The organism is Ignavibacteria bacterium, from assembly GCA_041649015.1.
GTDB lineage: Bacteria > Bacteroidota > Ignavibacteria > Tepidaquicellales > Tepidaquicellaceae > CAIKZJ01.
Genome location: JBAZNU010000003.1, coordinates 442,274 through 466,145, shown reverse-complemented (window position 1 = coordinate 466,145; position 23,872 = coordinate 442,274). Strand labels below are relative to the sequence as shown.

The 23,872-nt window shown below is 34.4% G+C and carries 23 protein-coding genes; 20 read left to right on the top strand and 3 right to left on the bottom strand.

What is annotated here, in order from left to right:
• The first annotated feature begins 25 nt into the window (after positions 1-25).
• The 9 genes from WC644_07725 (at position 26) to WC644_07685 (ending at position 8,407) form a co-directional block, all read left to right on the top strand.
• Positions 26-598, top strand: a complete 573-nt coding sequence (locus tag WC644_07725; GenBank protein MFA5011833.1) for a hypothetical protein — start codon at positions 26-28, stop codon at positions 596-598.
• Complete coding sequence (locus tag WC644_07720; protein MFA5011832.1) at positions 588-1,028, top strand: nitrous oxide reductase accessory protein NosL; 441 nt, start codon at positions 588-590, stop codon at positions 1,026-1,028. Before WC644_07725 ends, WC644_07720 begins: the two co-directional genes overlap by 11 nt.
• A 4-nt stretch (positions 1,029-1,032) precedes the next feature.
• Positions 1,033-2,277 (top strand): nitrous oxide reductase family maturation protein NosD, encoded by a 1,245-nt coding sequence (nosD, locus tag WC644_07715; GenBank protein MFA5011831.1) that lies wholly within the window; start codon positions 1,033-1,035, stop codon positions 2,275-2,277.
• The gene (locus WC644_07710) at positions 2,264-2,962 is read left to right on the top strand and encodes an ABC transporter ATP-binding protein (GenBank protein ID MFA5011830.1); all 699 of its coding nucleotides are present in this window, start codon (positions 2,264-2,266) and stop codon (positions 2,960-2,962) included. Before nosD ends, WC644_07710 begins: the two co-directional genes overlap by 14 nt.
• Positions 2,963-2,965: 3 nt before the next feature.
• On the top strand, positions 2,966-3,733 hold the full coding sequence (locus tag WC644_07705) for an ABC transporter permease subunit (protein ID MFA5011829.1): 768 nt from the start codon (positions 2,966-2,968) through the stop codon (positions 3,731-3,733).
• A gap of 161 nt (positions 3,734-3,894) precedes the next feature.
• Positions 3,895-4,803 carry a putative sulfate exporter family transporter gene (locus WC644_07700; protein MFA5011828.1) on the top strand — a complete coding sequence of 303 codons (909 nt, stop codon included), beginning with the start codon at positions 3,895-3,897 and terminating at the stop codon, positions 4,801-4,803.
• Between the two features lie 261 nt (positions 4,804-5,064).
• Positions 5,065-5,187: a hypothetical protein gene (locus WC644_07695; GenBank protein MFA5011827.1), complete on the top strand. Its 123-nt coding sequence runs from the start codon at positions 5,065-5,067 to the stop codon at positions 5,185-5,187.
• 88 nt (positions 5,188-5,275) lie between these two features.
• Positions 5,276-7,282: a M1 family aminopeptidase gene (locus WC644_07690; GenBank protein ID MFA5011826.1), complete on the top strand. Its 2,007-nt coding sequence runs from the start codon at positions 5,276-5,278 to the stop codon at positions 7,280-7,282.
• Positions 7,283-7,543: 261 nt separating this feature from the next.
• On the top strand, positions 7,544-8,407 hold the full coding sequence (locus tag WC644_07685) for an MBL fold metallo-hydrolase (GenBank protein ID MFA5011825.1): 864 nt from the start codon (positions 7,544-7,546) through the stop codon (positions 8,405-8,407).
• Between the two features lie 177 nt (positions 8,408-8,584).
• Here the strand turns inward: WC644_07685 and WC644_07680 are convergent, their stop codons facing one another.
• Entirely contained in the window at positions 8,585-9,664 is a 1,080-nt protein-coding gene (locus WC644_07680) for a hypothetical protein (GenBank protein MFA5011824.1), read from the bottom strand.
• A gap of 313 nt (positions 9,665-9,977) precedes the next feature.
• On the opposite strand from WC644_07680, the gene WC644_07675 reads away from it, so the two are divergent.
• The 8 genes from WC644_07675 to WC644_07640 all read left to right on the top strand — a co-directional run bounded on the left by WC644_07675 (position 9,978) and on the right by WC644_07640 (position 18,610).
• Positions 9,978-10,277, top strand: a complete 300-nt coding sequence (locus WC644_07675; GenBank protein ID MFA5011823.1) for a hypothetical protein — start codon at positions 9,978-9,980, stop codon at positions 10,275-10,277.
• 47 nt (positions 10,278-10,324) lie between these two features.
• Positions 10,325-10,705: a hypothetical protein gene (locus WC644_07670; protein ID MFA5011822.1), complete on the top strand. Its 381-nt coding sequence runs from the start codon at positions 10,325-10,327 to the stop codon at positions 10,703-10,705.
• Between the two features lie 33 nt (positions 10,706-10,738).
• Complete coding sequence (locus WC644_07665) at positions 10,739-10,948, top strand: DUF5808 domain-containing protein (protein MFA5011821.1); 210 nt, start codon at positions 10,739-10,741, stop codon at positions 10,946-10,948.
• Between the two features lie 499 nt (positions 10,949-11,447).
• Complete coding sequence (locus WC644_07660) at positions 11,448-11,975, top strand: hypothetical protein (GenBank protein MFA5011820.1); 528 nt, start codon at positions 11,448-11,450, stop codon at positions 11,973-11,975.
• Positions 11,976-12,032: 57 nt separating this feature from the next.
• Positions 12,033-12,812, top strand: a complete 780-nt coding sequence (locus tag WC644_07655; protein ID MFA5011819.1) for an SDR family oxidoreductase — start codon at positions 12,033-12,035, stop codon at positions 12,810-12,812.
• A 107-nt stretch (positions 12,813-12,919) separates the two neighbouring features.
• Complete coding sequence (locus WC644_07650; protein ID MFA5011818.1) at positions 12,920-15,085, top strand: PAS domain S-box protein; 2,166 nt, start codon at positions 12,920-12,922, stop codon at positions 15,083-15,085.
• Positions 15,086-15,310: 225 nt separating this feature from the next.
• Positions 15,311-15,520 carry a hypothetical protein gene (locus tag WC644_07645; GenBank protein ID MFA5011817.1) on the top strand — a complete coding sequence of 70 codons (210 nt, stop codon included), beginning with the start codon at positions 15,311-15,313 and terminating at the stop codon, positions 15,518-15,520.
• A 21-nt stretch (positions 15,521-15,541) separates the two neighbouring features.
• Positions 15,542-18,610 carry a PocR ligand-binding domain-containing protein gene (locus WC644_07640; GenBank protein MFA5011816.1) on the top strand — a complete coding sequence of 1,023 codons (3,069 nt, stop codon included), beginning with the start codon at positions 15,542-15,544 and terminating at the stop codon, positions 18,608-18,610.
• A gap of 150 nt (positions 18,611-18,760) precedes the next feature.
• Here the strand turns inward: WC644_07640 and WC644_07635 are convergent, their stop codons facing one another.
• Complete coding sequence (locus WC644_07635; GenBank protein ID MFA5011815.1) at positions 18,761-20,770, bottom strand: M13 family metallopeptidase; 2,010 nt, start codon at positions 20,768-20,770, stop codon at positions 18,761-18,763.
• 101 nt (positions 20,771-20,871) lie between these two features.
• Positions 20,872-21,279, bottom strand: coding sequence for an OsmC family protein (locus WC644_07630; GenBank protein ID MFA5011814.1), 408 nt, complete (start codon positions 21,277-21,279; stop codon positions 20,872-20,874).
• A 236-nt stretch (positions 21,280-21,515) separates the two neighbouring features.
• Here WC644_07630 and WC644_07625 point away from each other — a divergent pair, with 236 nt between their 5' ends.
• Genes WC644_07625 through WC644_07615 form a run of 3 tightly spaced genes read left to right on the top strand, consistent with a single transcriptional unit; the run spans position 21,516 to position 23,871 of the window.
• The gene (locus WC644_07625; protein ID MFA5011813.1) at positions 21,516-22,304 is read left to right on the top strand and encodes a segregation/condensation protein A; all 789 of its coding nucleotides are present in this window, start codon (positions 21,516-21,518) and stop codon (positions 22,302-22,304) included.
• Positions 22,301-23,152, top strand: coding sequence for an SMC-Scp complex subunit ScpB (gene scpB / locus WC644_07620; GenBank protein ID MFA5011812.1), 852 nt, complete (start codon positions 22,301-22,303; stop codon positions 23,150-23,152). Before WC644_07625 ends, scpB begins: the two co-directional genes overlap by 4 nt.
• Entirely contained in the window at positions 23,152-23,871 is a 720-nt protein-coding gene (locus tag WC644_07615; protein ID MFA5011811.1) for a pseudouridine synthase, read from the top strand. Before scpB ends, WC644_07615 begins: the two co-directional genes overlap by 1 nt.
• The last annotated feature ends 1 nt before the right edge of the window (position 23,872 follow it).

Genomic DNA, 23,872 nt, shown 5'->3' with positions numbered 1-23,872 from the left:
TGCAGTCTCTCTTTAAATCACACGAATGAAAAAATCTACAAGAATAATACTATCATTAATCGGAATTGGATTAATACTGGTATACTTTTTACCTGTCTGGGACATAGCACTTGAGGCGCCGCAATATCCTGAGGGACTTGGATTTGAGATATGGATTTACAAAATGACGGGCGACCTTAACACTGTAAACGGTCTTAATCACTACATAGGAATGAAAAGAATAGAACCTGATTCAATTAAGGAACTTCAGTTCATGCCATATTTACTTGGATTACTAATACTTCTACTTGCATTAACTATATATAAAGCAAAGAAGAGTTTAATGGTTATATGGGTGTCTTTACTGATTGTATTCGGGATTGCAGGGGGTATTGATTTTTATGTATGGGAATATGATTACGGACATAATCTTGATACAACGGCTGCAATAAGAATACCGGGCATGACATATCAGCCGCCATTAATCGGTTCGAAGGAACTTTTAAATTTCACGGCGCATTCATATCCTTCATACGGCGGTTATATACTGATATTTGCAGGTATTATTTCAACGCTTTTATTAATTTACGAATTTAAGTTTAACAAAAATGAAGAATAGAGTATTTATAACATTTACATTACTATTTCTTTCAGGATTACTTTACGGCTGTTCGAGCGACCCTGAGCCTATTAATTACAGTTCGGATGTATGTGCACACTGCAACATGAAAATAATGGACAACAGATTTGGTGCAGAAGTACTAAACACAAAGTTGAAGGCATATAAATTTGACGCTGCAGAATGCATGGTTGATTACATAAAGAAGAACACACTCGATATCAAGGAAATGTATGTAACTGATTTTAACAATCCCGGAGTATTTATAACAGCAGGAACTTCATATTATCTAATCAGCCCAAAGAGAAGAAGCCCGATGGGAGAAAACCTGAGCGCTTATAAGACAAAGTCTGATGCGGAGACTGCAAAAAATTCAGTAGGCGGGGATGTGTACAGCTGGGACGAGCTAAAAACACAAATAAGCAAGTAAGACTTTGAGGAAGCTGATTTGCTTTATTTTGGTTCTGGCTGCATTCAGCAGTTACAGAGCTTATGCTTCGAGTGATACGATAAAGCACACACAGGATTTGAAGACATATTTTTCGGGTACATTTGATTATGATACACTATTTATAGAGAATGGAGAATACAAGGCTAGAGATATTACGATTAACAAACATGGGCTGACAGTGATAGGGATAAACAATCCAATAATTGACGCTGAAAAAGAATCCGGTATTTTAACGGTAGAAGCAAATGATGTGACAATAAAAGGAATAAAGTTTAGGAACACAGGAATCAGTTTTGTAAATGATGTTTGTGCAATTAAAGTACAAAATTCAGAAAGAGTTAAGATACAAAACAACATAGTAGAGAACAGTTTTTTTGCGATATACCTTTCGAACGCAAACAATTCTTTCGTATATAACAACGTAATAATAGGTAACTCGGTATCAGAGTCATTTTCCGGCAACGGCATACACCTCTGGAACTGCAATAACATTATTATATCGAGCAATACGATTAAAAGACAGCGTGACGGGATATATCTTGAGTTTGCAAAGAACAGCATAATATTAAACAATGCAAGCAGTGAAAATCTAAGGTACGGATTGCATTTTATGTTTTCGGAAGGTAACAAATATATTCTTAACAATTTTTCGATGAATGGTGCCGGAGTAGCAGTAATGTACACGAAACGAGTTGAAATGATATGGAATAAATTTTTTGACAACTGGGGAGAAAATGCATACGGACTGCTTCTAAAGGATATTGACAACAGCATAATATATTTTAATAACTTTACGAAGAATACTGTCGGAATTTATTCAGAGGGTTCTAATAGACTTACAGTGCAGAACAACAGGTTTGAGAATAACGGCTGGGCAATGAAGATACTTGGAAATTGTTACGATGATGTATTCAGTTACAATAAATTCAAGAACAATATTTTTGACCTTGCGACAAACTCTTCGAGGAACACAAACAAGTTTGAGTACAACTACTGGGATAAATACAACGGATATGATCTGGAAAAAGACGGTATAGGAGATGTTGCATACAGACCGATGAATCTATTTTCGCTGCTGATTGAGACGAGTCCCGATGCGATAATTTTACTGAATAGTTTTATGGTGAATGTAATAGATTTGGCTGAGAAGGTATCGCCTGCATTTACGCCTGAATCTTTAATAGATGAAAAGCCGTTGATGAAAGAGAACATACATGCTGAGAGTTAATAAAATAATTAAAACATACGGAAAGAAATTCAGGCTTGAGTTAGATAACCTTACGCTTGAAAGTCCGAGTGTAGTTACATTGCTGGGACCCAACGGCTCGGGCAAGACTACATTTTTAAAAGTACTGCTTGGTTTGGTAAATCCAGAAAAGGGCGATATAGAATATAACGGAAGTGATATTTACAAAGATTTCGCTTTTAAGACCGACCTCGGTTACATGCCGCAGACTGCTATCTATCCTGATAACCTTAAGGTAAAAGAAATAATAGAGATAACGAAGTCGCTAAAAAACCACACACAAGATTATGACGATGAACTTTACGAGCAATATAAAATAGAATTAATACTTGAGTCGAAGTTTTCGTCATTATCGCAAGGCACGAAACAGAAGATTGCAGCGGCAATTGTTTTTATGTTCAGAAGCCGTGTAATAATACTTGATGAGCCGACTGCGGGATTAGACCCTTATGCATCGGAGATTTTGAAGAATAAAATTTTGAAAGAAAAGAAGGATAGACTTATTCTCTTTACGACACACATAATGAGCGATGTAACAGAGCTTTCAGACAGAGTGATTTATATACATGAAGGAAAACTAAAATATGATAAGATGATGAACAGCGAATTTTCAGAGAGGGACAGCAGGCAGATTGCTTCGGAGGTTGCAAACTACTTTAAGGGATGAGACATGAGAAAGATAATGAAATATATTATCAGAGACGTTGCGCGGAGCAAGTTTATATTCTTTTATACGGCAACGTTATTTTTACTGACTGTCGGATTAAATTATCTTAACAGGGACGAAACAAAGACTGTAATAACAGTTTTAAACGTTGTGATATACCTAATGCCTTTGGTTAACATACTTTACGTATCGCTTCATTATTACAATTCTAAAGAGTTTATAGAGACGCTGCTTACTTATCCTGTAAAGCGAGGGCAGATATTCATGGCAGAATATTTTTCGCTTACATTAGCTTTGATTTTTAGTTACATACTTGGAGTAATTTTTCCGCTTCTGATATTCGGCAGCACGATGCTGATACTTAATTTATTGGTTTCAGGGATATTGCTAATAGCGATGTTTACGTCAATCTCATTATTGGTTTCAATAATTTACGATGAAAGAATAAAGGGAATCGGGATGCTGATAGGTATCTGGCTTTTTATGGCAATTGTTTTTGATGGAATAATATTAATAATGTATTTCTTGTTGAATGACTTCCCTCTTGATAAAATATCCGTAATACTTATAGCATTAAATCCGATTGATTTGACACGGCTTTATATACTTATTAATTTAGATATAGCCTCATTGTTCGGTTATTCAGGAGCAAATTTTATTAAATTCTTCGGGCAAGCATACGGGATTGTAATTTTGCTGCTTGTTTCATTTATATGGATAATAGTACCCACATTGCTTGCGAGAAGAAAATTTAATAAGAAGGATTTCTGAGATACATTAAATATTGAGCGCGGATTTGCAAAAGATAAAAACAAAAAGCAAGAGTTGTTTAATTTTGTAACTTACTATGCTTTATGTGGTTGATTCTGCGGTTGGAAATTATGATTTTAAGTTTTATAAATTAATCTGCTGTATAAAACAATAAATATTGCATGTCAAATTTCTTAAAGAGTCAGTATGTCTTTTTTGCAGTTGTAATATTTACATTATTCCTAAATCCAGTATGGGCATTGTTGTTTGGTATAGCGCTCGGAATGTATAAAATACTTTATAATCCCCCAAAACTAAGCACATACAGGAAGTACACTCTGGAAACGGCAGTTGTACTGCTGGGATTCGGGTTGAGCTTTAATCAGGTAATAAGCGTTGGCTCGAAGGGATTATACCAAACTGCCGCAGGAATAATAACACTTCTTGTTATCGGGACAATACTCGGGTATGTATTTAAACTGAATAAAAAGTTATCGGTATTAATAAATGTCGGAACCTGCATATGCGGAGGAAGTGCTATAGCAGCAGTATCAGGGGCAATAGATGCGAAAGATGATGATATTGCAATTTCAACGGGTGTTGTATTTTTATTAAATGCAGTCGCACTGTTTGTGTTTCCGGTTTTGTTTATAAACTTCAAAATCTCACCTGAAATATACGGTATCTGGTGCGCACTGAGTATTCATGATACAAGTTCGGTTGTTGGTGCTTCTGCAGTTAATGAAACGTCATTAGCAATTGCAACGATACTAAAACTAACAAGAACGCTATGGATAATACCGCTAACAATATTTTATAAGTTTATACACAAGGCAAAGGGCAGTTCAAAGTTTCCTTATTTCATTGCTTTGTTTGTTTTAGCTACATTGATAACAACTTTTCTGCCGATGGATTATTATTCAAGCATTGCATCATACGGAAAAATGCTAATGTCGCCGGCATTATTTATGGTGGGGTATGCGGTTAATCTTGATACTTTAAAAAGAGTTGGAATGAACAGTATAGGTTATGGTGTAATTCTTTGGGTGGTATCAATAGTGCTAGGATATCTAATTGCAGTAAGTATATGAAAGTGCGGTTGTCATTGTCAGTTCATCTTATTTAGATACATTAAATTAACGTTAAATCAGCGTATGGTCAGCGTTGGATTAGCGTATAAAGAGATATTAATTAACTGTTTTTACGACATTGGAACATGTATAATTTTTTATTCCATTTTTATTGGAACTTTTAGAAGTTACATGTTTTTAAGGTTTTATGTGCTAAATGTATGAAAAAGATGAAAATCTAAAATATAATTTGGAGAAAATTTATATAAAAAATAACACGAATTGAAAAATTTCACACTGAAAAAACAGATTGATAATAATTTTGGGGTGCTTTTCCAGGCAGAGCTTAAGAAAGAAAGGCAATGTAATAAAGAACTTGCCGGAATGTCAAAAATATTTAAATAATTTGGATTATTAATTATCAAATGAATGGTTATTTTAAAACATTCAACAATATTTTTAACAATTATTTTAATAAATTAGTATTTAATAAATGAAAAAATTATTATCGCTTTCTCTTGTATTAATTCTAAGTACGATAGCATCGGCGCAGGACTACATAGGAATGACGGGTGCCGAGATTTGTTCACACAACAAATCGAAAAGCGAGCACATCAATCTGCTTGAGCTGTCACCAAACACTCCGAAGCATACGTATGACGTATTAAACTATAAACTTGATCTGGATATTTACACCTGTTTCAAAAATTCCGTTAGGAGTTACACGGGAACAGAGCAGCTTACATTCAGAGTTGATTCGACATTAAACTCGATTCAGATGAATGCATATTTCACTTCGTTAGTAATTGATTCTGTAAAGCTTTTGAACGAAACAAGTCTTGTTTTCACTCACAGTTCATCGACGAATATGGTAACGATTAATCTTGACAGGACTTATACTCCCGGAGAGTTAGTTGATTTAGTAATAAAGTACCGTCATAATAATGTTAGCGACGGAGCGTTTAATGTAGGTTCAGGATTTGTTTATACAAACACAGAGCCTGAGGGTTCGAGAAGGTGGTTCCCATGCTGGGATAGACCTGCGGATAAGGCGACTTTTGACATTACGGTTAAAGTACCTTCGAACGTAAAAATTGGTTCAAACGGAAGGCTTGCCGATTCAACAGTAAATGCCGACACGATTTGGTACCGCTGGATTAGCCGCGATCCGCTGCCAACTTATTTAGCAGTATTGACGGGCAAGACGGGATATATGTTAGATATTATATATTGGCACAAATTATCAAATCCACTTGACAGTATTCCACTTCGTTTATATTACAGTTCGGGCGAGAACATAACACCGACAAAGAATGCACTGCCAAACATGACAACAATATTTTCGCAATTGTTCGGCGAGCATCCATTTGAAAAGAACGGTTTTGCTTCTGTTTCAGGTTACGGAGGTGGTATGGAACACCAGACTTTGACTACGATTTCGCCATCATGGAGTTCCGTAACGAGTTTGATTTCACATGAATACGCTCATCAATGGTTTGGTGATATGATTACCTGCGCAACATGGGCTGACTTGTGGCTAAATGAAGGGTTTGCGACATATTTAGAAGCGATTTACATGGAGCAGATTACAGGATACAGTGCATATAAGAGTAACATAAACGGAGATGCAAGTTCTTATCTTTCAGGAAATCCGGGCTGGCCGATTTACAATCCTTCATGGGCAATTACAACTCCGCCAACAAATCAATTATTCAACGGACCTATTACTTATTATAAAGGTTCATGCGTATTGCACATGCTTAGGTACACAATCGGGGATTCGCTGTTCTTTGCGGGTTTGAAGGCGTACGCAACTGACACGGTTAATTTTAAAATGAAGAATGCTACGACTGATGATTTCACCGCAAAGATGAGCTCGGTTGCGGGTGAGGATTTAGCATGGTTTATTGACCAGTGGGTTAAGGAACCAAATCATCCGGCATACCAGAATACATACGGCATTTCAAATATCGGAGGCGGAAATTACAGAGTGAATTTCACTGCAAAGCAAACCCAGTCGAACACAGTTTTTCATAAGATGCCTATTGAAATAAAGGTATCGTTTTCATCGGGTGCGGATACTTTAATAAGAGTAATGAATGATGTTAACAACCAGACGTTCTCATTCGATTTTAACAGACAGCCGACAACGGTAGCCTTTGACCCTAACAACAACATAGTTCTGAAGACTGCTACGCTGGTTGTGGGTATAGAAAATAATTTGAACACAATACCGGATAAATTTGCAGTATATCAGAACTATCCGAATCCTTTTAATCCGACAACAAGTATTAGATTCGATTTACCGAAGAATACATTTGTTACATTGAGAATTTACGATATGCTCGGAAAAGAAGTTGCGGTACTGATTAACGAAGAAAGAAATGCGGGTTCCTACGGTGTTGAGTGGGATGCTTCGCTATTTCCGAGCGGTGTTTATTTTTACACACTTGAATCGAAAGATTTTTCGGCAACAAAGAGAATGGTAATTCTGAAATAATTCCAAAAAGTATAAACTTAAACACCAAAGGGGCGAAAGCCCCTTTGGTGTTTAATTCTTTATTATTTGTATTTAAGATCTGAGGATTTTCTTATTATTAAAGATGATTTTTTATCGGATCGATGTAAGAGTTCTTCGTGTGCGAATAAAAATAAGTTTCTATGATTTTTAAATTGAAATAACGGGATCTGAAACCTTATCAAATTACAAATCGTATCTTTATATAGAAGTTCGAATATTTTCAAACTAATTTCCCTTGAAATGAAAAATGCAATACTAATACTGCTATTAATTATCATTTGCAATGAGACATATTCTCAGAATTCAGCAACAGTCTGCTATATAGCAAATGAAGGATTTATGGTGGAAGCAAGCGGAAAAAAGATTTTGTTTGACGGCTTATTCGGCGGATTTAATGCTAACTGGTGTGATGTGCCTACCTCTGATACAAAAGTAAAACTTGAAGAAGCAACTCCCCCTTTTGATAACATAGATTTAATATTTATCAGCCATAATCATTCTGACCATTTTAACAAGGAAATGGTTGTAAAGCATTTGCTGAAGAATTCAAAATGTAAAGTTGTATGTCCAGAACAAGTATATAAGAAACTTGAATCTGCAGATGGGTTTAAGGATATACAGAATAGTGTTTTGGAATTTACCCCAGATATTAATCGAGATACAGCAGTTATAATAGATGGAATGAAAATAAAGATTTACCGTCTTGAACACAGCCGCTACATGGGACGAGACTCCATTACAGGTAATGAGATAAATCTTCACCAAAACGTGGAAAACATAGGCTTTCTGCTTGAGACAGACGAAATCCGAGTATTTCACTGCGGAGATATAAATCCCTGGAACGAGGAACAGTTAAAAAAGTTTAATTTAAAAGATGAAAACATCGATATAGCATTTCTTGAACGGCTTTTTCTGACAAACCGAGAGGGCAAAGGCATTGAATTGATTAACGAATATATAAAGCCAAGAAATACAATATTCATGCATATCGATCCCAAGAACAGGGAAATTTATAAACAAATTATTTTACAAATATCGGATGTCCTTCCAAATGTTTTTATATTTGATAAATCACTAGAGTGCAAAGGAATAATTCTCAGATAATAAAATATTAACGAGACTAATTTTATATTCTATACTCGCTTATCTAATTTCCTGTTCTGCAATAATTTCATCTGGTATCTATTAATATCGGAAATGAAAAGAACGGTAACACTAAAATAACGATATACTTTGAAATTTCAAAAAAAGCTAAAGCCCCTTTTGTGTTTAAGAAAAACTTTATTTATGAAATTTTCTCTTCATAACCCAGTCCAAAATCCACATTATAATAAAATATGCGGGCATGACAACGGGATACAAGAGTAATACAAGAAAGTTATAGCCGTGATATCTGCTTGCGTGAGAGCCAATAACATCATCAATAAGACCGAATGCATAAACGAAGAAAATAAGAGCGATAGCGGGAACGACAAGATTACCAACAAGCATAACCCACGAGAATCTTTTTGAAGGATTGATTTTTCTGTATCTCCACATCAATAACAAATGAATGATTAGCAGTAAAGAACCAATTATCAATGACAGACCAAAGGGCTCTAATTTAAGAAGAAGGTTAGCAAACGAACTGACTTTAGGTGTAAAAGTTATTTCAAATAAATCTGCCGGTAACTTTTCAAACTTCCAAACGGCAACAGAATCAAGCTTTCCCAATGACGGCTGTCCAAGATTTGTTTTTATATCTTCGCCGAGTTCGTTGGCATTAACAGATACTTCCAGCTTGCCGAATGATTTCCAGTACTTCGCGGGGGAAAGTGAATATCTGTAACCATATTCTTTTATCCAGTTAGAGCGATTTTCCCAGATGTTTGCTGTATATTCCACGCGGATAATATGTTCGCCCTGTAACAAATCAACTTCGAAATATATTAAATCTTTTAAAGGATAAATATTATTTGAATTTTCTTTCCATTGGACAGCAACTTCGGGATTATTTTTATTATTACTGTAAAAAGATTTTGAGAAATTATCAAAAGCACCAGAGGTATAATGGTCGGGGATTTTTTGAACGATGACTTCCCTGCCGTCGACCCAGACTTTATAATTCCCTTTATAATCTTGAGCAAAGAAAAGGAGAGGAATCTGACTTCCGTCTTTATCAGATTTGATAACGTACTCGACAAAATAATCGGCAGTTGAACTCTCTTTGTTCAACGTCACATAAATTCTTTCTTTAAGAATATCTATATCATTACTTGTAAAAGCCGATGCGACCTTAGTACCTTCTCGGTAAGGAGATGCCATATTTGCGAAAGTTAAGGAACTGAATGCAAGCAGAATTATCAAGAATATTTTTCTCATAATAAATTAAATTTATATAATGTGTTAATGATTTATACATTTTACAAGGAGATAAGTTCCAAGATAATGATATTACGATAATAAAATTTCTTTATAAATGAAATTGGTAATGAGATTATAATCAAATCATAAGTCCTTTACAGCGAACAACCTGATTTTTTGAACATATAAAGTATGTCTTTGATATTAAAATCCGAATTGAGTATTATTAAAATAAATTAAGACCTAAATAATCAGGCACATGATATCACAAGAATTAGTCAGTAAAACAAAGAAACATATTTAGCAGAAATGGTCAATAGCACTTAGGATAATGCCTTTAATTATTTTAATTGCAGTAATAAAATTTCTCGCTCATAAGTTAGGATTTGAGATTATGGAGTTAAATGCCCTCTTCACGAGTTTAGTTGCCCGAACCATATTTCTATTAGGATTTCTGATCAGCGATATTTTTACCGATTATAAAGAAAGCGAAAAACTTCCAAGCGAGCTATCTGGGACTATGAAATCATTGTCCGACGATACCGACACAATATATAAAGGTAAAAGTTCTGATACAGCCCTTAAATTTATAGAATTTCAAAAATCATTTATTACTTCATTAATTGATTGATTTTACAAAAGGAAAAGATAAATTCCATTTTAATCAAAGTCAGCTTAATGAATGACTTCTTTGTTGAATTCGAAAAAGAAGGTATTCAGCCCAACTATATTATTAAAATGAAAACCGATCAGAACAGCATAAGAAAGATGACTTTAAGAATTGACACAATAAGAGACACTGAATTTGTCAGCTCTACTTATGCAATTGTACAAGTTATGGGCCTTTTAATCGCATTCGGTCTGTTAATAATTGTAATTGGCACATTTCACTCATCATTGTTTTTTACATCCCTTGTCACCTTCTTAATATCTTATATGTATTTACTAATTAAAAATCTTGATAACCCGTTTGATTATTCTGCTAAGGGTGAAAACGGAACAGAGATTTCTTTAAAACCAATTCACGACCTTGAATCAGCCCTGAAATATTATCCGTAATTGAATTAAATAATCAATTATAATTCTTATTAAATGAAAACACAATTTGATAAGAACGATCCAGACAGAAGGAGAAACAATACGGATAATTATAAATGGGGAATTTTTTTTAACTCCAAGGACCCAAGATTTATTTTACCAAAAAGAAATCAGCGGATGGGATGGACTTTGAATTTTGCAAACCCTTATTCTTACCTGATAGAATTGGGTATCATTGCTTTTGATGTTTTTATTTTAAACTAAGACAAAATACATTAATTAATAAAATACGGATAAAAATAATTTTAAGAAATATCAAGCATTTATAGAAAATATTCGAAGCAAGAGACCTAAACGGTAAGCTGCCTGATTTGAATATTTGAGGGTGAAAAGATAGTTTTAATGAGTTAGGAGTAACAAATAATTTTGTATCTTCTTTAAAAAGTTGGTATTAGATTTCTTGCCTAAAGGTAAACATAAAGTAAAATCTAAAGGTAAACCTGCGGAAGGCAGGCCGCTAAGAACATGCGAGAATTATAACTAGGGGCTTGTCGCAAAACTACAATAACCAGGGTAACGTTAAAGAATAAATCATTAAAAGGCACCGGATTTCTGCTTCCGCAGGAATGACACGCGTGGGTAAAAGTGTATAAGACAGATTTCGAAGAGGATCTACGACTCGGAGACAAAGAACGCTAAGAGAAAATATTATTATTTTGATAATGTAAATTGAAATGAGTAAATTTTAAGAAATAGGAAACTAATGGAGACAGAATTAGAAGGGGTTTTGACTCACTCGAATAAAGAAGAAATGATAGAGTATTTGAATAGTCATCCAGAAAGTTTTAAAGAAGCAATACAATTAGCGATTACCGATAAACAACCTTATTCCTGGAGAGCTGCATTTCTTCTTTGGAGCTGCATTGATGAGGCTGGCGGGAGAATGCAAGGGTATACTAATACATTTATAAAGATACTCCCTGATAGAAGGAATAATCAGCAGCGGGAACTGCTGAAGATACTTCAAAAATTAGAAATAGAAGATGAGCTTGAGGGCTTACTTTTTGAGCATTGCGTTACAATTTGGAAAGATATAAGTAAACAGGCATCGGTGAGATACAATGCATTAAAAATATTATTAAAAATGGCGAAGAAATATCCTGAACTTACGAACGAGATAAGTTTTCTGACGGGAAGTCAATATATGAAGACTTTGTCTGCGGGGGCAAGAAAAAGTGTATCAAAGATAATGAAAGAATTTTTAAAGAATAGCAAAAAGAACGTGGATTAGGTAAGATTTTTTAAATTTATAACTATTTACAAGCTAAGTTTTTAAACGAAAGAAATAATGAAAAAAACGGCATTAATAACAGGTGCATCAGCAGGATTGGGAGTAGAGTTTGCGAAGAATTTTGCAAAAGAAGGGTACAATTTAGTGCTTGCCGCAAGAAGAACGGAAAGGATGGAGAAACTTGCGAATGATTTAATTAAACGACATAATGTGAAAATAAAAGTATTGGGAAAAGATTTATGTCACATGATTGAAGTTCAATCGATTTTTGACACGCTTCAGGAAGAAAACATTCATATAGACCTTCTTGTTAACAATGCCGGATTCGGGGACTGGGGATATTTTCATGAGTCGGACTGGAAGAAAGTAGAGAGTATGATTGATGTAAATATAAAAACCGTTACAAAACTGACGTACCTGTTCATGAGACCAATGATAGAGAAAGGGGAAGGAAAAATATTAAACGTTGCATCGATGGCAGCATTTCAACCTGGACCTATGATGGCTGTATATTACGCAACGAAGGCGTATGTTTTATCTTTCAGCGAGGCAATAAGCAAAGAAGTGAAAGGAAAAGGAATTAGTGTAACGATACTATGTCCGGGTCCGACGGAAACAGAATTTCAGAGTTCTGCTAATTTAGGAAAAAGTAAACTATTCAAGCTTACACGCATACCAAGCGCAAAAGAGGTGGCGGATTTTGGATATAGAGAAATGATGAAGGAAAGCCTTACGGTTGTTCCTGGATTATTGAACAAGCTGGTAGTTCAATTTATCAGATTTTCTCCAAGAAAGCTGGTATTAAGTGCGGTAAGAGCGATACAGGAAAGAGAATAAAACGTCGAATCCGTTCAAGAAATGCAGGGAAACAGGAAAATCCTTGTCTTTTTATTATTACTTTAGTAATTTACTTTAAATCTTCTACCCATTACTCTATTGTTAAAATGGATTTAAGTATAAGAACGATAATTTCTATTATATTATTTGCGTCGATTATTCAATTCATCGTACTTTACTATCAGTATAAAATTAATAAAAAATATGCCGGTATAGGCTGGTGGCTACTCTGGGCGGGTGCGGAATCAGCTGTTTTTTTAATAATGCTTTTCCGGAGCCATATACCTTTTGCTGATTATTTTCTGCTATTACAGAATATGATGATATTACTCTGTATGATATTTTTATACATCGGAATAATGCGATTTATTGGGCGGGATATCCATAAGAATCTTATACTGATTAGCTCTATAGTTTTTTTAGTAGTGCATTTTTACGTTACTGTTATTGATAATTTCGCACCTTATAGGACAACTACAAACAACCTGTTTATCGGATTAGTAACATTCTTAATTTCTTATAGTCTTTTCAGGTATAAACCAAATTCAATAAAAACTTCAGCAAATTTTACTGCTTCGGCATTATTCATACACAGTATTGTGTTTATTGTAATCTCGTTTTTAAATTTTTACTACAGAGAAAATATTAATCTCTTTAACGCGACAATATTTAATTTCATTCAATATACTAATGTATTTCTTTCGGGAATTCTCTGGACTTTCGGAATTATACTGATGTTAAACCAAAGATTGAGTTCTGAACTCAGAGATTCATCAGAGGATTTTAAACTATTATTCAACTCAAGCCCGGATGATGTACTATTAACGAAGATTGAAAATGGAATGATTGTGGATGCAAACGCCGGTTTTACAAAAATAATGGGATTCGAACGAGAAGAAGTTATAGGTAAATCGATGGTTGATTTAAATATCTGGGAAGACATAGAAGAAAGGAAGAAGTTTATTCAACGAATAATCGAGAAGGGGTACTGTGAAAATTTCGAGGTAAGATTTATAAATAAGTTTGGAAAAAGAATAACTGGATTACTATCCGGGCAAATCATAAATTTCCAGGGAGAACCTCATATTTTAAGCGTATCGAGAAATATCACCGAGCGAAAAGCAGAAGAAGAAATAATAAGAGAAAGCGAGGAGAAATACAGACTTCTGGCTGAAAACATGGCAGATGTTATTTGGACAATGGATGTTGAGACGATGAAATTTTTGTACATAAGCCCCTCTGTTTTTAAACTTAGAGGATATACACCGGAGGAGATTATTTCAAGTACAATTGATTCAGCACTGACTATCGAAGGAAGTGCATATGTCAGAAAAAATGCGAACATGATGGTTGAAAAACTTAAAAATGATACTGAGTTCTTTGGAAAATCATACACAAATATAATAGAGCAACCACGTAAAGACGGAACAAACGTTTGGACAGAGTTAGTAACACGATTCTATTTGAATGATAAAACCGGAAGAATAGAAATTCATGGCGTGACACGAGACATTTCAGAAAGGAAAAAAGCTGAGGACGAAATTCGACGAAAGAATAAAGAACTTGAGAAATTAAACTTAGAAAAAGACAAGTTCTTTTCAATAATTTCGCACGATTTAAGAAGCCCATTTAACGGGATACTCGGTTTATCGAATCTAATGGCGACGGACATACAGCAACTTACAAGAGAAGAAATACAGGAAATATCGTTGAACTTAAACAAGAGTGCAAACAACTTTTACAGACTACTTACAAACCTTCTTGAATGGGCAAAAATGCAGGGGAGAATGACAGAATACAATCCCGAAAAGCTCATGTTGAAAAATTTCATATTCGAAGTAATTAATCTGTTTACGGAAACGGCAAATAAAAAAGACATAAAACTTGAATTCACGGCAGTTGATGGATTTGAGGTAACAACCGACCGATTCATGCTTGACACAATATTACGAAACTTAGTATCGAATTCATTGAAGTTTACGAATAAGGGCGGCAGAATTGATATAACCGCAAAGAAAGACAGCAAAAAGACTGAAATTACAGTAAAAGACACAGGAATCGGGATGAGCAAAGAAATTTTGGAAAATCTTTTTAAGATTGACAGCAAGCAACTGAGTCGTTACGGAACAGACAATGAGCCGGGTACGGGACTTGGTTTGATATTATGCAAGGAGTTTATTGACAGACATAATGGAGAGCTTCGAGTAAAAAGTGACGAGGGGGCAGGAAGTGAATTTACAATTGTGTTATTAAATGACGAGGTTGACACATAGCTCTAATAACAAATATCTTCTCTAAAGCGATATCAAGAAAATTTTTAATACTCCGTAAAAATAATTCAAAACTCATATTTTCAAAAATAATACTTGTAATTTATTACGAATTAAATTAATTTAAATTCAATTAGCACATAACACATTAATTATGACTATTGTATAAATATAGATACAGAGACAGTAGCGATATTAGTCGTAATTACGCATTTAATCCAGATTGCAGTGTTTCTTCATCAATACAGAATAAACAAAACATACAGCGGTTTAGGTTTAGGATGGTGGTTAGCATGGAGCTGCACTCTAACAGCCGGAATCGGAAGTGAATTTAAGGTAATATTAGAAGCTGACGAAATTAAGGAAAAAACAGAAAAAAATATATTGCAGAATAAAAATCAACAGTACTTTTACAGACGAGAGGAAAATACGGGATAACATTTTCATTTTATTTAATTAATAAATAAAAGAGAAAATATTTCAAAATTAATAAATTATTCACTTATTATATTACTGAGATACAAACTTGAGGATTTAATCGATGTTAAGTTATTCCAGAATTTACAGGAAAAGCTTGATTCCGTTTATTCATTTCCGTCAGCAATAATTGACAATGACGGCAAGGTACTAACAGCGGTAGCATGGCAAGACATTTGTACAAAATTCCACAGAATAAATCCGTTATGCGAACGTGAATGCGTTAAGAGTGATCAATATATATTAAATCACATAGAAGAGGCTAATCCAGCGGTAAGCTACACTTGTCCTCACGGATTAATAGACAATGCAACACCCATAATAATTGACGGAAATCATTTAGGGAATTTTTTTACAGGACAATTTTTTCTTGAGGAGCCTGATATCGAATTCTTCAAAGGACAGGCAAAAAAATACGAATTTAACGAGAAAGAATATTTAGACGCTGTAAAAAAAGTACCCGTCTGGACGAAAGACAAACTAATAGCTTATTTAGAGTTTATAAAAGTGTTCATTGAAATAATAGCAGGTATAGGACTGAAGAGTTTAAGAAATATAGAGTACAATGAAATAATAAAGGAAAGTGAAGAGCGTTACCGATTAGTTTTACAGAACACTTCGGATTGGATATGGGAAGTAAACAAAAACGGCAAATATGTTTACTCATCGGAAAATATTGAAAGGATTTTGGGATACACATCAGCAGAAATAATGGGAAAGACACCTTTTGATTTTATGCAAGAGAAAGAAAGCAAACGAGTAAATGAGATATTTAAAAATCTAATTGAGACAAAGAGTGTAATAGTGAATTTAGAAAACTGGAATATTCACAAAGATGGACATCCAGTTTGCCTTTTAACGAATGGATATCCTTTATTAGATGACACTGGTAATGTTGTCGGATATAAGGGAGGAGATACAGATATAACATTACGAAAGCAATCGGAATTAAAACTAAAACAGCAATTATTATTTACCACAGCATTGAATGAAATTGCTGAAATTATAAGTTCAAACGACGACTCTAACGATATACTGAAAAACACAAACATGATTGTAGGAGAAACACTCAAGGCAGACAGAATTTCAATTTATGATATATCATTCGAAAGAAAAAGTATCGAAGGATTGTGTGAATGGCTCCGGGAAGATAGACATGAAATAAAATCGACAAAGGGACAATTTACTTCTTTAGAAATGTTTCTGAATACTTTTAAAGGAATAAGGAAAAGCCGAAAGCACATTGAAAGTCACTCAAATGACATTAATGAATTAATAAAGAAGGATAAAAGAGAAAATCTTCTACACGGAGATTTGAATATAAAAAGTCTTTTATGGTATCCGTTCGCGTTCAATGAATATGGATACTATTTATTTACGATAAATCAAATTTCCGAGCCAAGAGTCTGGACAAATGAGGAAATAAACTTTATAGAGTCCGTTGCAAAACAAGTAAGTCTTGCACTTATGAAGATTAGACTTCTTGAAGAAAGAAAAAAAGCAGAAGATGCATTAGCTTATAACCATCGAATGCTTTTGAAACTTTCCAATCAGGTACCTGGAGTAATATACCAATACAGATTATATGAAAACGGGAGCTCATGCTTCCCTTATTCCAGTGAAGGAATGAATGAAATATACGAATACTCACCAGAAGAAGTGAGAGAAGATGCAACGCCAGTTTTCGGTAGACTGCATCCGGATGACATACAACGAGTATCGGATTTAATATTCGAATCAGCAAGAACTCAAAATGTATTTTACTGTGAATTCAGAGTAGTCTTACCCAAAAAGGGATTAAGGTGGAGGTTCAGCCATGCAGTTCCCGAGAAAATGAAAGATGGAAGCACGCTTTGGCACGGGATAATATATGATATAACAGAGAGAAAGAAAACCGAAGAAGAACTGATACGAGCAAAGGAAAAAGCCGAAGAAAGCGACAAGCTAAAGTCAGCATTTCTTGCCAACATGAGTCATGAAATCAGAACACCGATGAACGGAATTCTGGGATTTGCACAATTACTTAAAGAGCCGAAGTTAACTGGAGAAGAACAACAAAATTACATAAGTATAATAGAAAAAAGCGGTGCACGTATGCTTAATATTATAAACGATATAGTAGATATTTCGAAAATAGAATCGGGGCAAGCATTAGTAAAATTATCTGAATCAAACATAAATCAGCAAATTGAATATATTTATACTTTTTTCAAACCCGAAGCAGAAAGCAAAAATTTAAAATTGTCTTACGATAATTCATTGCCAGATACGGATGTCGAAATAACAACTGACAAGGAAAAACTTTACGCTATACTTACGAATCTTGTGAAAAACGCTATAAAGTTTTCGTACAAAGGTACGATTAACTTCGGTTATAAGAAAGAAAAGGATTATCTTGAGTTTTATGTAAGAGATGAAGGTATAGGGATTCCAAAACACAGGCAGGAAGAAATATTTAAGAGTTTTGTACAAGCAGATATTTCGGATAAAATGGCGTTTCAAGGCGCCGGTCTTGGATTAGCGATTACCAAAGCATATGTTGAAATGCTTGGGGGTAAAATTCGGGTAGAAAGTGACGAGGGAAATGGTTCTACATTTTACTTTACAATTCCATTTAATATTAGAAAGAAAAATAAGAATGAATCGATCGAAAGAAAATCAGAAAAGAAAGATGAACAATTAAAGAAGCTCAAAATTTTGATTGCCGAAGATGATGAGGAATGCAGCATGCTTCTTGAATTAATGGTTAAAAAATACAGCAAGGATACTTTAACATCAACAACGGGGATGGATACACTGGAGATATATCGCAACAATCCAGATATTGACTTAATATTGATGGACTTAAAAATGCCAAATATGAACGGTTACGATACAACAAGAGAGATAAGAAAATTAAACAACGATGTAATTATCTTAGCACAGACGGCGTTTGCACTTGCAGGCGATGAAGAAAAAGCAATTACAGCGGGATGCAACGGATATTTATCAAAACCAATAAAGCAGGAAGTAATTGATGAATTAGTGATTAAGTATTTTAAGAATAGGTGAAAAACCTCAAACCGTAGGTTTTTCAGAAAGGAAAGGATCAGAAAAAACAGGAGCTACTCAGTAGAAACTGAATCTTTACGGAAAGATACACAGAAAAATGATAGAGACAGTCTTCAGGGACAGCCTCGTCATTTTACTTAAAAACTTATCTTACCAGATGACAGCTCTTGTAGCGGGATCTTTGTACATTTTCCCAGAAGTGATATTGAACGCTTCGTAGAACTGCGGTATGTTGTAAACGATACCGTTTACACGCGCAAGAGAAGGTGAATGCACATCTTCTTTTAATCTTTTGAGAAGTTCTTTTTCACGAATACTTCCTCTCCAAATTTGTGCATAAGAGAGAAAATATCTTTGCAAGGGTGTGAATCCTTCAATTTCTTTTGCAGGAGGATTTTTATCCCAAGCTTTTTTCAATCCCTCAAGACCAAGAGTAATACCACCAAGGTCGGCAATATTTTCACCGAGTGTAAACTTTCCATCGACTTTAAACGTATCAAGCACGACAAAGTTATTATACTGATCGACAAGTATCTGAGCTTTTGCTTCGAATTTGGCTTTATCATCATCTGTCCACCAATCTTTGAGATTTCCCTCGGCATCAAACTTTCTTCCCTGATCATCAAAACCGTGAGTAATCTCGTGACCAATAACTGCGCCAATCCCACCGTAATTTACAGCATCATCACCTTCCGCAAAGAAGAATGGAGGCTGAAGAATACCTGCGGGGAAACAGATCTCATTATTGGTTCCAGAATAATAAGCGTTAACAGTCTGCGGACTCATTCCCCATTTTGTTTTATCCACCGGTTTACCAATTTCGCTGATGTTTTTGTTAAAATTAAATTTTCTTACATTCAAAATATTATCAAAATACGAATCTCGTGAGATTTCTATCTTTGAATAATCTTCCCATTTATCAGGGTAACCAACTTTAATACCCATTTTATCAAGCTTAATTAACGCCTGCATTTTGGTTTCATCTGACATCCAGTCAAGTTTTTTAATTCTATCCGACATAGCAAGTTTGATATTAGCAACCAAATCCTTTATTCTCTGCTTAGCCGCCGGAGAAAAATGTTTTTCAACATAGAGTTCTCCCAAAGCTTCACCAAGAGAACCATTAACAACATCCAGTACACGCTTCCAGCGAGGTCTAATTTCTTGCGCACCTGACATAAACTTTCCATAGAAAGCAAAGTTAGCTTCAACAAAATCACTGCATAAATAAGTAGAAGCATTATTTATAAGTCTCCATTCGACATAATTTTTTAAAACTTCAAGGTCTGTATCCTTAAAATGTTTTCCAAAATCCTCGAAATATTTTTTCTGTCCAATGTTAATATCACCAGGATTTTCGACTCCTATCTGCTTCATATAAAGCTTCCAGTCAAAACCGCTGCTTAAGGCTGATAGGTCATCTAAAGACATTTTATTATAATTCAGCTCGGGATCACGAAGCTCTAGATTAGAGAATGAGGAATTTGCAAGAATTATTTCAAACTCTATTTGCATCTTTGCCTTTGCTGCTGCAAGCTTTTCATCATATCCGACAAGTTTGAACAACTCTGTCATATATTTTTGAAGTTCGGTTCTTATTGACTTATTCCTCTCATCATCTTTTAGATAATAATCCCTGTTCGAAAGAGTAATGCCAGACTGTCTCAACGAAGCTATATTCATAGAACTATTTTTACGGTCGGGTGAAGAACCGAAACCGAAGAATGATGACGACCCGCTTGTATTCAGGTATGCGATAAACTTAATTAAGTCCTCTTTTGAATCTATATTTTTAAGTTCTTCGAGTCTGCTTTTTATAGGCTGGTATCCTAGTGAATTAATTTTTGCTTCATCCAGGCCACTGGCAAATAAATCACCAATTTTTTGTTTGTTTGAACCCGGAGTACTTTTCTGAGTCGATAATTCCTCAATAAGAGCTTTAAGCTGACGGTCATTATTTTCACGAAGCTCATCGAATGCTCCGTAACGGGTCAAGTCAGGCGGCATTGGAGTATTTTTTATCCATGTTCCATTTGCATAATTAAAGAAATCATCTCCGGGATTTATACTCAAATCCATATTGTTTTTATCAATTATCGGCTGAGCAAAGGAAGATGTTACAAATCCTAAAATCAGGAATAAAGCAATAATGTTTTTCATTTCGATAATATTATGTTTAGATTTTATGTTAATAATAAAATAGAATTGGTGAATGATTAAATAATGTTCTCACATTACAAATCTTTTCAACTCACAATAAATTATGAATAAGTCAACTTAACTTCCTGAGAAACACTTTCATGTAGACTCAGAGCAACTGGGCACGTTTTAGTAATATGCTCAATTATTTTCTTCTCTTTATCTGAATAATTATTTGCGGGAAATTTAATTTCTATATGAATTCCAGCTACTTTTCTCGGTTCAGAGGACATTATTTTTGTAATTTCGGCAGTCGCTCCGTCAATTGAGAAACCGTGATTTTGAGCTGCAATACCCATGATTGTAATCATACAAGCGCAAAGCGAAGATGACATAAGGTCTGTCGGGGAAAAGGCTTCTCCTTTCCCATTATTATCAAACGGTGCATCGGTAACAACTACCTGTCCTGATTTCACATGAGTCATCTCGGTTCTTAAATTTCCGAGATATTTTAAAATTGATGTGGGCATATATTCCGGTTTAATTGTATAAAAATAAGTATTTTGATTATGTTTTTAAATGATATAAGTTAATATAATTTCGCAAATTAATGCCTTAATACTGTATTTAATTATGAGATACCGACTGAAAGGACGGCTGACAAAAACTCATATGTAAAAATGTTTATTGTAAGATGAAAATACTGTAAGCAACTATTACATTTAAACTCGACGGCTCATTTAGTATATTTATAATTACATTAAATTTGGAAGAAATAACTGATAATATTATAAAACAAGACGCACCAAAGCCGAGTGATTATTGGGCGAAGTTGACCGAATACGAGGGACCTCTTGATATACTTCTCCACTTTGTAAAAGAAGAGGAGTTAAATATATACGACATACCAATATCAAAAATAACGAAAGATTTTCTTGAGTTTCTGAACTATATGCAGACACTTGATATTGAACTTGCCGGAGAGTTCCTACTTATGGCTGCGGAACTGATGAAAATTAAAGCACGAATGCTTATACCTCAGATAGTAGAAAATGAAGCAGAAGAAGAGGATCCCAGATATACACTTATAAGAAAATTACTCGAGTACAAAAGATTTAAAGACGCGTCAACAGAACTTCTGAAGTATGAAGAAAGTGCAAGGCAAAGATATTTCAGACTCTATTTTAAAAAAGATCCGAAAGAAGTTGAGTTAGATGTATTGAATGATGCCGGACTTCAAAACCTGACAATTTTCAACCTGATTAAAGGCTACAAACATGTAATCACGAATGTAAGACATGAAATTGTACATCCAATAGAGTTAATGAATACAACACCTGAAATTCAGAGAGAATTTTTGATAAACTTCTTCAAGACGCGATTATCTATAAACTATAAAGAACTGATATCTACGATGGATGAGAAAATGGTTGTAATATGTACATTTCTTTCTATATTACAGTTAGCACTGGAAGGTTATCTCGGGATTATATTTAATGAAAAAAACCTGTCTGAATTTTCTTTAATAAAAATTATAAACGAACACTTGAATTGATTACGGACGGAATTAAGAATATTGTTGAAGCTTTAATCTTTGCATCTGACGAAGAAATTACAATAAGAGAAATAAAAGACCTTTTAGACACTTTCAGAATAAACGTTTCAATTAAAGAAATTGAAGTTTCAATAGATGAGTTGAACGAAGAATACGAAAATAACTGTAACTCATTTGAAATAATAAAACTTGCCGGTGGTTATATATTTGCAACTAGAAAGAAGTATTCTCACTTTCTCGGAAAACTTACTGCAGAAACTCAAAAGAAAAAGCTTTCCCAATCTGCAATTGAAACACTTGCAATCATAGCATACAAACAGCCAATCACGCGTTCTGAGATTGAATTTGTCAGAGGAGTAAATGTTGATTACATTGTTAACTCGCTTCTCGAAAGGGATCTTATCACGATTAAAGGCAGGGCTGACGGTCCGGGAAGACCGATACTATACGGCACGACGATAAGTTTCCTTAAAGTACTGGGATTAAACGCAATAGAAGACCTACCTAAGCTAAAGGAAATAAATGACATACTTAAGAACGAAAAGATAGAAGGAATTTCCGAAGCAGATATTGATTTGTTTAATTCAATGAGCAGTCAGGGGCAAGAAGAATTTACTGGCAGTTCGCCGAACGAACGGTTAAACTTCGATGAGAGTGCAGAGAAAGAAATAGGGCAAAAGGAGGAATTTGAAAAATCGAATAACGAAATTGACTTTAATGAAGAGAATATAGTGGAAGGGTATAAAAGCGAAATAATCAAAGATACAGGATTTGATACTGAAATAAATGATGATTTTAAGAACGCAGATGATGATTCCGAAAGTAAAAATGAGGATAACACGAATTAATGAAGGAAAGTGAAAATTACACACGGCTAAACAAATATCTTTCGAACAATACAGAATTTGCAAGAAGAAAGATTGATGAGTTCATAAATCAAGGCAGAATAACCGTAAACAACAAGGTTATACTTGAGCAGGGTTTACAGATTAATCCCGAGATAGATGAGGTAAGGCTTGACGGCGAACGCATAAGAGAAAAAGCTAACAAGAAATACTTTATACTACACAAACCGATAGGATTTATAACAACTACAGATGACGAGAAGAACAGAAAAACTGTTATTGATCTTATTAAGACGAACGATAGAGTTTTTCCAATAGGAAGACTTGACAGTGATACAAGCGGAGTTTTACTTCTTACGAATGACGGTGATTTTGCTAATAAGTTGATGCATCCAAAATTCAAGGTTGAGAAGACTTACATAGTCACTCTCTCGAAACCTCTTGAAGAAAAGCTAAGGGCCAAGCTATCAGGAGGGATAAAACTTAACGGTAAAAAGACAGCACCTGCCAAGATAGTTCATCCGAATAAGAATGATTTAAGTATTGTATCGATAACCTTAACAGAGGGCAGAAACAGGCAAGTTCGCAGAATGTTTGAAGGATATGGATATTTCGTAAGGAAACTTCACCGTATTTCGTACGGACACCTAACTGTTAAAGGTCTAAATGCGGGCGAGTACAGAAAGCTTAATAGAGAAGAAATTAATAAATTTAATAAATAAA